Genomic DNA, 16,100 nt, shown 5'->3' on the forward strand with positions numbered 1-16,100 from the left:
TGCCTTAAAATTAAAAAAGCTCTTCCCTTAACCCTTTAATAAAAGTTAAAGTAGGCTTTCATTTAAGCTCTAGATTTTATTTCGTTATGTTTTTAGTTAGGAAAAAGTTCTACTTCTTTCTGTAAGTTAAGCTTCTCAAATAGACCTTTAAGACTCGCTTGTGTTTCACAAGTCAATTCAGACAAATTTTTTGTTAAGCCCTCTAATTGAGCTTTAACTAGCCTCTCTGCTTCAGGCGTTTTCCACACAGCTTCTTTAGGGGTTTTGCCATCTGTCCCTGAAATTTTTAACATTTCATGGCTGTATTTATTAAGCTTATCCATTTCTTTTTGTAATTCTAGCAAATCATCTTCAATGCTGGTAGATTTATCCTCTCTTTTTACTTCCACAATAGTGGGAGCAATATTTACAAGAGCCTGATAGATATTGTGGAGAGAAGTAGTTAAAGCTGTAGAATGATTAGTCATTAAATCAAAATAATCTTTCCCTTGGGTGGCATCTTTTAAATGAGGTGTACCATCTTCATTCCATTTTTTTATTTCAAGCTTGTCCGAGTCATTAGCATAGATAATTTCCTTGCTGAGGTTGCCATTAGAATACCATTCCCGGGCCGTTCCTATAGGCAAATCATTCTCATAATGAGCTTCTAGCAATAGCATGGCGTCTTCATTCCACATCCTTTCCACACCATCTTTTTTTCCTTTTTTGAAATGCATTTGGCGTTTAATTCTACCACTTGCATAGTACAAAAGAACCTCGCCATTCATTAAACCGTCTTGATAAGGGAGAATAGTTTTAGGAAGGCCATTTGAAAAATAGTATTCTTGGCGGCCATGTAAAACCCCTTTTCTGTAACGCTTGATAGCATACAGCTCACCTGTAAGGTAATAAAAGAAACCTTTACCTTCTAAAAGACCCTCCACATACCAGTTTTGAGCAAGGAGTTGACCATTTTCAGCGTAGTAGGTCGCTGGACCATAAAGTTTGCCCTCATGTAAAAAGTGCTGGGTCTTTAAAGCTCCATTAGCATACAGCTGCTGTTCAGATTGACCTTCGCATTTTTTCTTAAGATTTAAATGAAGTTCAGGGTCGATGATTTCCAAATAACTATCTACAAAAGAGTAATGCTCTTGTTCACTCAAATGGGTACGTTCCCTCTGTAACTTTTCTTTAAGAGCAAGAGTTTTTTGGGAAGGCGTCACTTCTGGATTATTGCTTTCTTTAACTACCTTGGTAAGAAGAGAGCTAATAATATTTATATTATTTCTTGCCACCGAGGAAAGGAAAGAATATAAGCTTATCTCGAAAACAATTTTTTTCAAGAAAATTTCTTTCTCTGAATAAAGCTGAGAATCGTATTCTAAATAAACAAGCCGGGGAAAGAAAATCTCTAAAAACCTTTCCTTATAATCAGTTAAGATATATTTAAAAGCATCCAAGGCTTCAAGCTTGGCTAAGTTCTCTTCGATGGCCGGATTTTTGAGGTGAGCGGGCACCTCTTGCCCAGCCTCTACGCTTTGATGAATTTTACTATTTTCAAGAGCGATAATACTACAATAGGTTTCACAATCGAGTAGGCTACGTGCAAATATCTCAAGGTTTTCTAATACTTTATAGGTAGTTAAGCCGTGAGGAACCCCACTGTTTTGAATTTCTCCATGCACCAACGAAGAAAAATCGTAATTTTTCTTTAAATAGATGGAGGCCGCCTCTGCAAGGGTCATATTGGGAACACGGGTAAAACCAATCCCCCCTTCGGTACAATTCAATAAAGTGATCTCAGGATATTGGCTGGCAAAATGAGAAAACCACAGGGATTCATTGATCCATTTCCAAAGGGTATGAACAGGCTGACCATAAATGTCATCTTTTACAAGGAGCTCTTCATGAGAATATTTGGTTAAAAAAGCATCTTTAGGGTCTTGGATGGCATGACGCACCAGACCAGGAGCATAGGAGCTATTATTCGAATAAGCTAAATCTACGCCTACTATAATGATAGGATTGCATCCTAATTCTCTAGCGATCGATAAATTGAAATTAATTACATTATGACCTTCTTCTATAGGTACCACTTCAGGCAGGCCTAGTTGATTTTCAAACCATGCAGGTAGGCGATAGCCTCCAGCTCCGGCTACTAATAGCCGCTCTCCATGCACCATTTTCAATGCAGGATTGTACATGCGCTGCCTGTAAAAGAAAGGAACCTCAAAGGCCGTATTAGATATTAATCGATTATAATGGGAAGGATTGGGATCTATTCCCAGGCCAAAATGGGGAGTTATTCCCGCTCCATTTAAGACGTTCATAGCTGTCCCACCTGCCATTATTAATGCTTTATCTTTTAGCTCTTTAAGAAGATGGATATTCTTAGCTAATGAAGGTCCCGCTCCACAAATAATAGCAGGGACACCTTTGAATTGATCTAGCATTTTTGATTCAATTTTAGAGAAAGGAATCTCCATTAAATTTTGATAGTAGTTATGAATAAAGCCTTTCTCACCAGCTAAATTCATAAATTCAGCGCTTATACCTATGCGCATATCATGAAAAAAAGAAAGACGTGCTTGAAACTCCACCGTATGGAGAGTATCGTTCTTTTGATAAAATTTAAGTGCCGAAGCTTTAAAAGAAGCCAAAGAAAAAAGAGAAGTTACAAAGCCAAAGGAAAAATAAGATGTTTCCCATGAAAAATGAAAGAGTTTAGCTTGGGTATCATTTAAGAAAGCCGTAGCTCGCTCGGTTTGAAGAAAAAATTTTATTACTTCCAAGTTATTTTCTAGGAAAACTACATAGCGCTTAGGGTCTTCTTTTAACCAATTTTTAATCACCTCATAGTAATACCCCAGCCCGATCCCATAAATATACACCACTAAGGTATCCTTTAAATCTAAAGATAAAAACCATTGTTGTGCCTCCCTTTGGGGAGAAAGAGGGGAATGTAAATATGCAGGCTCATCTTCGGAAATTTTCTGCAAATTCCATTCACCATCTTCGTTAGCAATAAGAGCAATCTCTTGGCACTCTAGAACTTTGATTTTTTCTGCTGCATCTTGATTAAGAACAGACCATCTCTGCAAATTATGGGTAAAACGTTCATCGTTTATCATTATTATCTACTTTCATTTATATAGTGTGTTGATTAAGAATGTTACAGAGGAATCCAGCCTTTTTTGCCCCCTACATGATTGAACTTTTCTTTCCTTTTGTCGCCCAGTTGCTTATTTTTTCTTTCTTCTTTTTGCTTTTCTGTCGCCGCTTTAAGTACATTTCTACAGCCTTCAAGTTGGCTCTTAAGATACTGAGTTTTCTCTAGAAAGTTTTGAAGATCGGGCGGAAGGTGATTTTTTGATTCTAAAATGGTTTTTCTTAGCTCTTCTTGAGAGATTCCCATACGCGAGGTCTCAATGTCAGTCATATGAGAAATTTCCTGAATCTGCCTAGATAAGCGCTGAATGGCTTCTTTGATTTCAGGGCGTGAATCAATCTCTTTATGCTGGTTAGATAATATATGCTGATATAAAGAGGTAACCTGATTAAGAATCTGCTCAAGAAAGGAAATTGTTTTCATAATAGCCATCAAAATTAAGTTGTTTTAAGTTCCAAACTCAACCTATCACTATTAAAAATTATTTTAAAGCATTTTAACTTAAGCTCTCATCTTTAAGAGCTTAAATTTATTCAAACTTGCTTTTTGAAGAATCGTAAGGATTTTCTAACTCTGGCATTTCTTCTTTAGTCCCTATACTCCAGCCAGGATGAAGGATCCCTACTGCTAAACGAGTGATACAAACCGTGTATAAGAGAGGATGCGACCCTACCAAATAAGGCATATTTTGCCGCACTTTACTTTTGATTCTCCTACGGGCAGCGGTATCAGAAGCCCCTATATGCTTTGAAAAAATTCTTTGTAGCTCGTGTAGCAGCTACGGCTTCTACCTTAAAAACGAGGAATATAAAATGTATAGGACATGACTACACATTTAATGCGTCCTTTTAATGACCAAAATTGTCGTTCCGATTGATCCTCGGTATAAATGGGAGCTTACCCATATTTTTGATTTGTAAAACGGGATGGATAAGGGCTGGATCTTTGCCCATCTCTAATCCCCATGCTTTAATTTTTCCCAGCATAGCTAGACATCATCTAAAACCTTGATTTATTTAAAATAGTACCATTTTTATATTTTTTCAAAGTTATAAATTTAAAAATTTACTTAGTATCGAAATATATAGAGATAAAAAAAATAGCCAGCAAGAAAAAAATTTTAGAAGAGTATTCCAATATTATCTTATGATCGCTATAAAGCATAATAAACTCACCCAGGTAAATTTTATGCGTAGCTATTATGCACATCTTGCCAATGCAAGTCCACACTCTGCCTTAAAAAATTTTCCCACCTGCATTTATCGTTCCTCTGCCATCTTTCCTGTAATCTCTTTACCCGGCATCTCAACAAGATTGCTGTTTATGGGATATTGGATGTTAAAAAGCCATGTGCAGGAGATTGCTGCGCAGCTTTCCCTTCGTTCTGGCGAAGGAAAGCTGCTTTATCGAACCTCTTTGCCTATTCGAGAAGCTAAAACCTACCGTATCGAACTTATCGATCAGCTTATAGCCGCAGGTCTGCCCCTCGATCATCCTTTCATTGGTAGTCTAGAGATAGAATTTTTTTCTACGCGTCATTTAGTTTTTCCCTATCCCGCCGTTGCTATCAATTACTATGGTCCTGCGTTTAGTACTGTCGTTCATTCGGCTCAGCGCATCTACAATAATTTTGAGGATATGTATAACAATTCTCACTCCCATGTTCCTGAAGCAGGCTTTAATATTTATGTAGATGAAGATCATGAGCCCTTTATTAGTATCATTAACGGTCCTCAAGCTCTTCACCAGGCTCCCCTTCTTATGGAGTTTTATAATAGCAAAAATGAAAAGCTTACCCACGAAATTACTTATCCGACCTTACAAGCTTACCAGACCTGTCTTATCTATCCAGGTAGAGAGATCGAACTTCAAAAATTTTTAAATGGCCAACCTGGGACTGCTAAAATTACATGTGAAGTTAATTGGATATTCCCTCGCCTGCTAGTAGGAAACCTGCAACACTCTTTGCCCGCTATGACAATTACTCATACCTATTATGATTGCTCTAAGTCTATGGCGGAACACGATTACTGGCGCCCTGCAGAGCCGCAGTGGTTTCCCGCCACTCTCATGATCCCTTTGACTTTACAAAAAAATTTATTTACAACAGTATATTTTTATCCTATCTACCCCCCTAATACCTTAATTATTGATCTTGAAATCTACAATCAGGAAGGAAAACTTTTAGGAAAAAAAGGACAATGCTTAGCTTTGCATTCCCAACAAAGCGGTTATCAATCCTTATCCTTCAAAGATATTTGCAAAAAATTAGCTCTGGATACTGAACAAAATCTTGCAGCGCGCTTAATCGCACGCACAGAAGATGGGACTCGTATTCCTGCTCGTATTAAGCTAGGGTTAGATTTAGGAGTAGAAGGTCAGCAGATGCCTTGTAATATCTGTACAAACCTCCAACCTTTTAATCCTGCCCTGGAGAACAAACCAACTTCATTCCGCTGGGCCCCTATTCTTGCAGATAGGGAAAAATCTACTGTGTGGCTCCTCAACTCATCTTCTCATATAGAATACACCCGTTCTGCCGAAATAGACTTAACCTTCTTTCGCGAAAAAGATACTGAGAGGCTCAAGCGTACAGTAATTTTGCCCCCCCACGGCTTTCGAATCCTTTATGCTAAGGAAGATAAAGAGCTCTGCCAGTTCTTAGAAAATACTATCGGCTGGTTTACAGCTGTGAGCCCAAATCCCTACATAAGCACCTACTACTTTACAGAAGCTTCTTCGGGAGTAGTAGGTGGAGACCATGGATTTTAATAAAAAGTTTTTCTAGCTCTGCTAATCACCTTCTTACTTAGGTAAGCATGCCTTTTATTCACCTTAGTAGAGGTATGAGCATGGAGTAGGGAATTCATTTGCTCTCCCTGCCTGGCAGGATTTCTTGTATTCTTTTTCTCTAATCGGGACAATTTTTTTCTTATGTGCGGAGAAGGTTTTTTATTTCTAGCCTTACTAATTACATTTTTAGCTAAATAAGCATGTTTTTTATCAATTTTGGCATGTAAATGGGGATTGAGTAGAGGGCTGATCTGCTCGCCGCGAGCGCCCGAATTTTTTTCTGTGTTGTTTTGGCTTACTGAATACTGATGAATAAGAGGTGAAATGAACTTATCAATATACTCTTGATCATCTGATCCGAAAGGAACTCGCCCAAAAATAGCCTGAAAAGCTTTATTTTCTTGGATTTTATCATCTACCCTTCCGGTACGGTCTTCTGCACTCTTGCAAAAAAACTCTACACAATTAGACATCATCGCATGAATTTCTAAGTAATTAACTTGGAAATCAAGTACTGCATTTGCTTCTTTATTTTTTTGGTGGTAAAATATGTCGATAGCTAGCTCAAATTTAAGGGTTAAATCGTTGATATGATGAAGTTGTTGTACTTTTGTCAAATCGGAAGGTAGCTGATCAAGTTCTCTTTTTAACTCGGATCTAAGCTGTTTAAAAAGCTCTTTTATTTCCGAGCTCTTTTGTATATAAACTTCAGCTTTAAGTCTTAAATAATCTTTATAGTGATTGTAAACCTCTTTCTCATGCTGTTCAATTTTGCCTTTTAAGCGAATAATTTCCTGTTTAAGGTCAGTTTTTTGGGGATGGGAAAGATATTCTTCCATCAATTTATCCAATGAAGCATAAAGAGAAATAATACTTCTGGCTTTTTCATTTTGAAGCGCCTGCATGTCCCGTTTTGCTTGACGTAAGGAAGACGCCCTTTTCATCGATTCAATTTCTTTTAAAGTTGCCACAGCAGAAGGGGGAAGAACAGATTGTTTCTGGATGAAATCAAACACTTCTTGTTCAAACTCTATAAAGCCTTTAGCATTGTAAGAAGCTAAAGATTCAGCATCTTTTAAATGCTTTCCCATAGAGGTTGAGTTTACAGCCAATTCATTAGCCCCTAAGTTCATAAAAGAAATATCAGGCTTAATCCAAATATCTTTTCCTTCTATTCTAACTTTAAGAAGCCGTTGATTGTATATTTTTAAAGCTAAAGCGGATTCTTCTAGTTGAGTGGTTTCACTTTCTCCCGACCATTTTCCTGCAATCCCCTTTTTACGATTACGGATCTTATCTATCTTTTTAGGAGATAATAGCATCATCGTGCGTAGAGGAAGGACAAGAGGCTGATCACGAGTAGTAACTAAAGAAGGATCAGCCTTAATTCTTAAAGCGGCTAAATCAATTAAATTTTGTTTGCAATTTCGGCAACCGATAGCTTGCCTTTGCAAAGTATCTTTAATGGCGATTGGCGGATAGCTAGAATGGCGAATAGCTTCAAAAAGTGTTTCTAAAAAATACTCTCCCTCCCTGCCATGAATTTCTCCAAAAGAAGTAGTCACATAGTTAGCTAAACCTTCACGATCTCTAATCGTGCTTGGCAGCATCGCTCTTGCCATACGTTCACCTTTCGCATCAACGATGGAAGAAGGCTTTTGCATATTAAAAAATTGTTGATTTGAATCACCTAGGAAGTAGGTGTTGATAATGGTAGGCCTTCCTACTGCCACAATAAAGTCTTTTTCTGCTTGAGCTAACTTGTCAATGGTAAACTCCTCTATCTTTAATTCCGCTACTTGATTGAGCTGATTAAGGGTAAATTGTATATCTTTGGCTAGCTGAGCGAGCAGCTCTTGGGCAATCCCATGCACCTGCATATAATGATCTTCGCCAACTTTCTTATCAGGATGCTGAATATATTGGGGATCTATCTGAAATTTCTCCGAACGTATTTCCTGCATAAATTTTTTTTGAAGGTAGTCAAGCGTTTCTAACATCTTCCCTTGGGCTTTCTGGCCCTCTAGACTATCTCCTACTGCTAAATTTTTCACATGCCATTTAGCCGCATCTATTAACAGCCGTTGCCTTTCTATAAACCCTTCAGTCTTAGGCCCATGGTAAGCCTGAGGAGCATATTCATTAACCTCATAGGCTTGCCCCTCTCTGATTATTTTCCATACAGTAATTCCATAATTTTCATAGGAATTAATCTCAAATTTAATTCCCTCTAGCTCTCCTTTCTGGATTTTTATGCCATGCTCCTCTATCTGCGCATCGATAAGGGCAGGCTCTTCAGCTTGCAGCTTTTCTTTAAGACCTTTAATGATATTTAAAATTAAAGCCGCCTCTGTTGCTGAAGAATCTTTTTCATATTTCTCTTTAATTTTTATATCTCGACTACTCTTGGATAGCTTGCTTACTGCTGGGGAAGCCATGATTTCCTTTTCATCTTTATCCCCTGCGGCTTTGTTCAAGATTTTGCTAGATACGTTCTTTATTTTATCGGAGGGAAGTTCTTTAATGATTTTATAATGATGGCGGTAATCATGAATCGCTTTGCCTATGAGCATTATTAGAGGAATAATAACAGTAAAATAAGAAATTATTTTAGCAGTGTTTTTAAGCAGTTCTTTCATATTTACATGGCTTACTTCCCATGAATAGCCACTTTCTTGGCTTTCCAATTTTTTAAATCGATGTCCTCCTTCTTTTTTTGAAACATTTTTTAAATGAAAATAAGAATCGAAAACATTTTTATTAGCATGATCAGTCGCATCAGAAAATTGAGTTTTGTCTATTGCCATAGTTAACTCCTTAACTAACTAACATCTATTAATATTATAATTTTAAATTAAAATATTAATCAATTAATTAAAGAATTAACTAAATCAGAATAAAAAGGTAAATAATTAACAAATTGATAATCAGATAACTCGGGATCAAACCAACCTAGCTTGTGCTCAGTTTGATTAATTAACGCTATAAAAGAAGCTTTGATAAAGCGGTTATAACCTATGACTTGAAGGATCTCTTTAGAAGTGAGGGGAACTGCCTTACATTCAATGAGCAACAAAGGATGTAGGCTGTTTTCTTTAGGGAGATAACAAATAATATCCGCTCGTCTTTCGGGTAAAAGAGAGGTAGATATTTTCATATGAGGTAAAGACTGCAACTCTTTCTCTACTGCAATACAGGAACTAGGAAATCCTAAATGCTGGATTAAAAGCTGGATTGCCTGCTGGCGAACAAGCTCTTCAGGGGTAGCTATTAACCAGTTTTTACGAATGGCACAATAAATTTTTTGCTTTTCTTCTTTCTCCATAATAAGAAGCTCCAAAAATCCATAAGCTTGAGGTTATGAACTTTTGAAGCATTATTTAATTACCCTTCAGGCATGAGAAGATCATAATCTCCATCTTCACGGCGATAAATAACATTTAACTTACGATCCACTTCATTACGAAAAAGCAGAAAAACCTCTCCCGATAGCTCCATTTTCATGATAGCTTCATCTAAAGTTAAATATTTAAGAGGCTTTTTTTCTTGCTTAACGATATGATGAGGACGATATTCTTTATCCCTCTGGGATGCATTTTCAGCTTCAATCTCTTCGTTAATTTCTGCTGCTTCGACTTCCTTTAAAGGGCGTAAAACATTAACAGCCATATCCACCATTTCAAGAGGCTTAGCATGATGATCTTTGATTTTTTGCTTATATTTTTTAAGTTGCGTTTGAATTTTATCCACGGCTTTATCAATAGAGGCATACATATCATCAGTGACCGCTGAACTTTTAATGAGTATATGGTTCAGCTTAACGAGAAGGTTGACATGATGCTCAAACCTTTGAATATCCATTGTTATCGTTATATCTATAATAGGTATATCGTATTTTTCAATTTTAGAAAGCTTGTCTTTGATATAGCCTTCCATGGCCTCGGTCACTTGTACATTTCGTCCATTAATAGTTAAGCTATACTCTTCATCAACAAATTCAGCAGCTTTAGATTTGCGGCTCATAGAAACCTCGATTTTATGGATTTGAGATAGGAAATTTAAGTTCCTATTAGCTCCTATTATACAAAAAAATCTAGTAATGGGTAAAGAGAACAAAGCATATCTTTTGAAAATAGCTGCACCAGAAGAGACAACTTCTATTTCTCTAGGCCCTTAGCCTCTCCGGTGTGAATTTATAGCTAGACCTTAAGGTCCTAGATAGGCCTTTACCAAAGTTTTTACCTTCAAGGCTGAAGGCTTTTAAACTTTATGAAAAATGTTCTATTAAAACAGCGAAAATAGCCAAATTTTAGGCTCCCTAAAACCCAAGAGTTTTTAAAGAGATTTTTCCTTGGCCTAACAAACATCGTTGAAAAAGCTTTTTATCTTTTACCTACCGCCTTCGCCGTGTTTAAAGCCCTAGCTGCGAATATAGGCTTGCTGTACGCCAAAAAAAGCCTATCAATCGCTAACGCTTTTTTTTAAGCCCTATTCCACAAATAAAACACCTTTTTGAACAGCTCTTTAAGCAAGCTCATACTTAATGGAAACCTGCCTTTAAGGAAAGGTTTAGCTTTTAAGGGTAATTCCCTTGCTAGAAAGATGCCCTCACCAAGCTTATTTACAGGCTATTATTTCCTATTTCATAAGCTTTTTTCTTGTAGGAAATTTAAAGTTTCTTTTTCTCTCCTCGAAAAATCACCCCCACAAATTCATCGAGCTCTCCAATCAACTCAAATAACTTCAGGCTATTAAAAAAACGAGAGGAAGGCCAAATAAAAAAAATTTTCAGAGGATCTCTAACCTTTAAGGACAGAGGAAGTCAGGCGGAGCTAATGAGGTAAAAGATATCATTTATCTAACAGCTTTACCGATTAGAAGTTTTATACTGCTTCCAAATTTTTTTTCAATTGGGCACGCAGCTTTATATTCCCTAGCTGTCCGCAGGCTGCCATAATGTCCTTACCCTTTGTTACTCTAAGGAGAGTTTGATAGCCTTGTAAGCGCAAATGCTGACGAAAAGCTATAACAGCCTCCTCAGCAGGCCGGGCAAAACGATCACCTGTTTGGGGATTATAAGGGATAAGGTTAATTTTAACATGAAGGCCTTTAAGGTAATCTGCTAAACGTTCTGCATGTTCTAAAGAATCGTTTACATCCTTAATGAGTACATAAGCGGTAAGAATTTTTAATCCTGTGACTTCATTGTATTCACGCATCGCTTGATAAAGTTGTTGCATATCATGCTTACGGTTGATAGGCATTAAACGTTGGCGAATTGCATCCGTAGGAGCATTGATCGATACGGCCAGATGAGGCTTAGGCCCGGGACTATGAGTGAACTTATGGATCCCTTCGATCACCCCGCTAGTGGAGATAGTCAAATGATTACGTCCAAATCCTAAGCCTTTAGGATCCATTAATATATGGGTAGCTTGCCTAACGTTTTCATAATTATCAAAAGGCTCTCCCATTCCCATAAAGACGATATTACGTATAGGATATCCTAGCAGATGGCGAACTACAAAAACTTGGCCGATAATCTCTTCTACTTTTAAATTACGCAGTAATCCCATCCGGCCAGTCTCACAAAATGTACAGCCCCTGCGACAGCCCACCTGCGAAGAGATACACAGTGTTCCTCCCGCCTGCATAGGAATTAACACCGCCTCAACCTCAAGGTTATCCAGGGTTTTAAGAAGAAATTTTTTCGTTTTTCCGTCATCTTTTTCTACAGGCACTAAAGGCAAAGAAAGGTCGACTCTTAATAGGATTTCTCCTAAAAGCCTGGAGGCATTATGAAAAGCTGGATGATGGCCAGAGACTGTGCCTGTGCGATAAAATTCTTCATAGATTAGACCGGCATGTAGATAACCTTTGCCTAATTCTGCTGCGATAAAATTGCAAAAAGAGTGATGAGTATAGCTTAAAAGATTAACTTTTGAATTCATACCTTGGAAAAATGTGCACCGAAGAGGGCTCGAACCTCTAACCACCCGGTTCGAAGCCGGGTACTCTATCCATTGAGCTATCGGTGCATTTAGCTTGCAAGATTATAGAAAGAATCACGAAAATAGCATTCTAGCGTAGAAGCTTCTTTTTTTAAACCTAAAATTGGCCGTTGCATGCAAATTTCTCATACGCAAGGTTTGATCCTTAAAGTCATTGATTTTCGCGAATATGACCAGATCATGACTGTTTTTACTCCTGATAAGGGAATAGTCAAATGGATCTTCAAAATAAAAAAACCCTCGAAAACTTCTCCACGGGTTAAAATTTCTCCTCTTATGCAAGGTGAATTTATCTATAGCGAAACAAAAGGAGAGATTTGGAAATGTAGAGAACTTATTACCTATAACTATTATTTAAAGTTACGGGGAGATTACAACTTATTAGAAAGTGCTGGACGGATGATTAACACCGTTATAGATTCTCAGCCCTTGCATAAGCCCGCCCCTAAACTTTATAAGCAATTGATCACCTATCTAGAAAAAATTCCTTTTACAACCAATCTATCCGCTTTAGAGCTAAGCTTTATACTAAAAATTCTTAAAAATGAAGGGGTAGCCAATACCCATTTGCAATGCTCTGTTTGTCAAAAACCCCTTCAATCTCTTTACATTTGGCAAGGAGAACATTTCTGTGCCATGCATACGCCTGCAGGTGCCTTGCTTTTTAACGAAGATGAAACTTTAGCTTGGATGCAACTGGCTGCCTGTTCTTCTTTTAGCCAGCTTAATACTATTTGCATCCCTGAGCATTTGCCCTATAAAGCTCATCAGCTATTTAAAATGCTTGTGCAGCATTGAATTGTTTCCTACTTGCCTGCTTTTTTCTATTACTTCCCACGCACATGCTTTTCCTTTTTAGAATTTCAATTTTATTCTTGCCCGTATAAAGGTGAGTTTGTTATATTTTGTCTTCTTCAATTTTAAGCGAAAGTGGCGGAATTGGTATACGCGCTACTTTGAGGTGGTAGTGAGAGAAATCTCGTAGGGGTTCAAGTCCCCTCTTTCGCAATCAAGCTTTTGGCCCTCCCTTTCTCCGATCTAATAGCAAGTTTTTCAGTTATCCTATTTCTAAATAAGCTCTTTTTTTATCCTCTATTTTATCTGGAAGATTTATTCAAAAACTAGACATTTATGGTTTAATCCTCTATTGTTAGCTTTTTTAATCAACTCTCGATTCTTTCATGGATTGTCGTGCCTATTGCACTGCTGCTTCTTATAAAATAAAGCTTTTTTACGAAATTCTTCGCCAACGTTTTCCTTCGGCCTCTTATCGCGATGCTGTCCACTGTTCTATTCCTCTTCCCAATCTTCCATCCGGCGATGTTTTCTTCTTTTCCTATGGAGCTGTGGTTTGTTGGGGTTTACCCAAGGAAATAGAAGGCGAAATGCTTAAGCTTGTACAACCCTACGAAGAAAAGCATTCTGATGATATTGAAACCGATGAGTTCACTTACCTTTATGGGGAAGCACCTAGAATTTTAGAAGATGAAATTATTTTACCCAATCAAGAAATGCTTACCAAGCTTGCTATTTCGCATGGATTGGCTCAATCTGTTAAGTTAGGAACGTTTGAAAACGCTATTCAAGCAACCTTTAATCAATCTAAACATATTCCTGAAGATTTAGCTAGCAAAGGAAAAATTTCTTATTCTAAAAAAGCTATCCGCAAAAAGATGGGGGAGCTATTTATTGCGCGCAACTCTATCAATTTACATGCAGATGTACTAGATACGCCAGAATTTTTTTGGGAATATCCCGAGCTTGAGCCCTTGTATACGATGGTCGCGAATTATTTAGATATCGAAAGCCGCGTGGAAGTGCTTAATCAGCGTTTAGATGTAGTCCATGAGCTTTTTCAAATGCTAGGCTCTGAGCTTAACCACCAACATTCTAGTCGCCTTGAATGGACAATTATCTGGCTTATCATTATTGAAGTGGTGCTCAATCTATTAAAAGACGTATTTAGAATTTTATGAAGTTTTTATTTATTCTAATTATTCGTCTCTACCAATGGACCATCAGCCCTCTCCTAGGGTCCAGCTGCCGCTTTACACCTTCTTGCTCTAACTATACCTTACAAGCTATTGAAAAGCATGGAGTATGCCGAGGAACATGGCTAGCTATCAAACGTATTTGCCGCTGCAATCCTCGCCACCTAGGAGGAAGAGATGAAGTGCCTTAAAAGGCATTTACTCTTCTGCCAATTTAATAAAGCAAAATCTATAGCCCTACATCTTATTTATGCCTGGTTAATTCTTTAAAGCTCTTTTTATTAGTCTAACTTCTTTTAATCCCTACAGGCTCCTAGCGTTAAAAAAGCAAAAAAATCTCTCCAACCATTCTGCAAAATAGTTGTAAATATGCATGAATTTGCTAGAAAAGAAGAAAACCAGATCATGAAAATTTTAAACTAAGTAACCTACACTTATCCAGCGAAGGAGCTAAGAATCCAAAATTTCTTCCTAGCCTTTTTGTGAATTTTTTATTGTTTAGAACTGATTCAAAATACACCTTAAGCGGCTAAAACAAAAGCAAGCCGCCCTTAATTATAAATTATTTTACTTCCTAGTTTTTCTCATAAACTTTGCACTCAATGGGCCTTTTATCATTCCCCTATGTTCTTAAATTAGAGTGATAATATTTAGCTCTTTCTATCTGTAAATTTTCCCCTGCTTTTCGATCCTTAACTTTTTATGCTAAGCGCTAATTTCTTAGCTTGTGCTTACGTAATTAACGCCTAGCTTCTTCCTATCAAGAAACGTTGTTATCCCAGCCATAACACCTTGCAGAAAAAGACAAAAACTTCTTGTCTTTATAATATGTAGGTTAGTTTAAGCTTACTTAGTTGTTAGAAGGAAAAATCGATTACTTGTTTAAAGATAAGATGGCTAAAAGTTTTTTATTTCATTTTAGCTCCCCCCTTTAAAAAGTACTTACGGCCATTCTACAATGGAAAACGCTCCCTTATTTTTTCTGCAATATCTTTCAAAAAATTTTCCGCTAAATCAAGCTTGGTAAGCTGAGACAGCCGCCCAATTTCTATAGGAAGGCTGATGAGCTGGTTTTGGCTTAAGCTAAGCGATTGCAGCTTAGACAGCTGCCCGATTTCTGCAGGCAGAGCGGTGAGCTGGTTTTGATTTAAGTCAAGCTCTTCCAGCTGAGACAATTGCCCGATTACTACAGGAAGGCTGGTGAGCTGGTTTTGGCTTAAATAAAGCCATTGCAGCTGAAACAGTTGCCCGATTTCTGCAGGCAGATTGGTGAGCTGGTTGAAGCTTAAACCAAGCCCTTGCAGCTGAGATAACTGGCATATTTCTGCAGGCAGGCTGGTGAGTTGGTTCTGATTTAAGTAAAGATATTGCAGCTGAGACAATTGACCAATCTCTGCAGGCAGACTGGTGAGCTGGTTTTGATTTAAGTCAAGCTCTTCCAGCTGAGACAATTGCCCGATTACTACAGGAAGGCTGGTGAGCTGGTTTTGGCTTGAATCAAGCGATTGCAGCTTAAACAGCCGCCCAATTTCTATAGGCAAAGCGGTGAGGTGGTTTTGATTTAAGTAAAGCCATTGCAGCTGAGACAATTGACCGATCTCTGCAGGCAGACTGGTGAGCTGGTTTTGATTTAATTTAAACGTCTGTAGCTTAGACAGCTGCCCGATTTCTGCAGGAAGACTGGTGAGCTGGTTTTGGCTTAAATCAAGCGATTGCAGCTTAGACAGCTGCCCGATTTCTGCAGGCAGGCTGGTGAGTTGGTTTTGACTTAAGTAAAGCACTTTTAGCTGAAACAGTTGCCCGATTTCTGCAGGCAGACTGGTGAGTTGGTTTTGACTTAAGCTAAGCGATTGCAGCTTAGACAGCCGCCCGATTTCTGCAGGCAGGCTGGTGAGCTGGTTTCCTCTTAAATTAAGCTCTTTCAGCTGAAACAGTTGCCCGATTTCTGCAGGCAGAGCGGTGAGTTGGTTCTGATTTAAGTAAAGATATTGCAGCTGAGACAATTGACCAATCTCTGCAGGCAGACTGGTGAGCTGGTTTTGATTTAATTTAAACGTCTGCAGCTTAGACAGCCGCCCGATTTCTGCAGGCAGAGCGGTGAGTTGGTTCTGATTTAAGTAAAGATATTGCAGCTGAGACAATTGACCAATCTCTGCA

At 38.0% G+C, this 16,100-nt stretch carries 12 protein-coding genes and 2 tRNA genes; 5 read left to right on the forward strand and 9 right to left on the reverse strand.

Annotated elements, in window-relative coordinates; translation table 11 throughout:
• Nucleotides 1–92: 92 nt before the first annotated feature.
• The 3 genes from NEOC65_RS07250 to NEOC65_RS07260 form a co-directional block, all read right to left on the reverse strand.
• Nucleotides 93–3,110: a 6-hydroxymethylpterin diphosphokinase MptE-like protein gene (locus tag NEOC65_RS07250; RefSeq protein WP_213156143.1), complete on the reverse strand. Its 3,018-nt coding sequence runs from the start codon at nt 3,108–3,110 to the stop codon at nt 93–95.
• A gap of 41 nt (nt 3,111–3,151) precedes the next feature.
• Entirely contained in the window at nt 3,152–3,571 is a 420-nt protein-coding gene (locus NEOC65_RS07255) for a hypothetical protein (RefSeq protein WP_213152310.1), read from the reverse strand.
• Between the two features lie 106 nt (nt 3,572–3,677).
• Nucleotides 3,678–3,833 carry a hypothetical protein gene (locus tag NEOC65_RS07260; protein WP_213156144.1) on the reverse strand — a complete coding sequence of 52 codons (156 nt, stop codon included), beginning with the start codon at nt 3,831–3,833 and terminating at the stop codon, nt 3,678–3,680.
• Between the two features lie 461 nt (nt 3,834–4,294).
• On the opposite strand from NEOC65_RS07260, the gene NEOC65_RS07265 reads away from it, so the two are divergent.
• Nucleotides 4,295–5,920: a hypothetical protein gene (locus tag NEOC65_RS07265; protein ID WP_249299113.1), complete on the forward strand. Its 1,626-nt coding sequence runs from the start codon at nt 4,295–4,297 to the stop codon at nt 5,918–5,920.
• Here NEOC65_RS07265 and NEOC65_RS07270 read toward each other — a convergent pair.
• The 5 genes from NEOC65_RS07270 to NEOC65_RS07290 all read right to left on the reverse strand — a co-directional run bounded on the left by NEOC65_RS07270 (nt 5,917) and on the right by NEOC65_RS07290 (nt 11,979).
• A complete protein-coding gene (locus tag NEOC65_RS07270) occupies nt 5,917–8,748 on the reverse strand; it encodes a hypothetical protein (protein ID WP_213156145.1) in 2,832 nt (943 codons plus the stop codon). The two genes, NEOC65_RS07265 and NEOC65_RS07270, sit on opposite strands and share 4 nt — an antisense overlap.
• A gap of 59 nt (nt 8,749–8,807) precedes the next feature.
• On the reverse strand, nt 8,808–9,266 hold the full coding sequence (locus tag NEOC65_RS07275; RefSeq protein ID WP_213156146.1) for a type I restriction enzyme HsdR N-terminal domain-containing protein: 459 nt from the start codon (nt 9,264–9,266) through the stop codon (nt 8,808–8,810).
• Nucleotides 9,267–9,325: 59 nt separating this feature from the next.
• Nucleotides 9,326–9,964: a ribosome hibernation-promoting factor, HPF/YfiA family gene (gene hpf / locus NEOC65_RS07280; RefSeq protein WP_166158501.1), complete on the reverse strand. Its 639-nt coding sequence runs from the start codon at nt 9,962–9,964 to the stop codon at nt 9,326–9,328.
• 860 nt (nt 9,965–10,824) lie between these two features.
• Nucleotides 10,825–11,892: a dual-specificity RNA methyltransferase RlmN gene (gene rlmN, locus NEOC65_RS07285; protein ID WP_213156147.1), complete on the reverse strand. Its 1,068-nt coding sequence runs from the start codon at nt 11,890–11,892 to the stop codon at nt 10,825–10,827.
• Between the two features lie 14 nt (nt 11,893–11,906).
• Nucleotides 11,907–11,979 (reverse strand) — tRNA-Arg (locus NEOC65_RS07290).
• A gap of 87 nt (nt 11,980–12,066) precedes the next feature.
• Here NEOC65_RS07290 and recO point away from each other — a divergent pair.
• From recO to yidD, 4 genes are all read left to right on the forward strand, one after another.
• The gene (gene recO, locus NEOC65_RS07295; RefSeq protein WP_213156148.1) at nt 12,067–12,750 is read left to right on the forward strand and encodes a DNA repair protein RecO; all 684 of its coding nucleotides are present in this window, start codon (nt 12,067–12,069) and stop codon (nt 12,748–12,750) included.
• Between the two features lie 126 nt (nt 12,751–12,876).
• Nucleotides 12,877–12,960 (forward strand) — tRNA-Leu (locus NEOC65_RS07300).
• A 173-nt stretch (nt 12,961–13,133) separates the two neighbouring features.
• Nucleotides 13,134–13,928: an RMD1 family protein gene (locus tag NEOC65_RS07305; RefSeq protein WP_166158492.1), complete on the forward strand. Its 795-nt coding sequence runs from the start codon at nt 13,134–13,136 to the stop codon at nt 13,926–13,928.
• Nucleotides 13,925–14,134 (forward strand): membrane protein insertion efficiency factor YidD, encoded by a 210-nt coding sequence (gene yidD / locus NEOC65_RS07310; protein WP_166158489.1) that lies wholly within the window; start codon nt 13,925–13,927, stop codon nt 14,132–14,134. Before NEOC65_RS07305 ends, yidD begins: the two co-directional genes overlap by 4 nt.
• Nucleotides 14,135–14,896: 762 nt before the next feature.
• Here the strand turns inward: yidD and NEOC65_RS07315 are convergent.
• Nucleotides 14,897–16,100: leucine-rich repeat domain-containing protein (locus NEOC65_RS07315; RefSeq protein ID WP_213156149.1), on the reverse strand; the 1,204-nt coding region annotated here is incomplete at its 5' end.

The organism is Neochlamydia sp. AcF65, assembly GCF_018342435.1.
Taxonomy (GTDB): Bacteria; Chlamydiota; Chlamydiia; order Chlamydiales; family Parachlamydiaceae; genus Neochlamydia.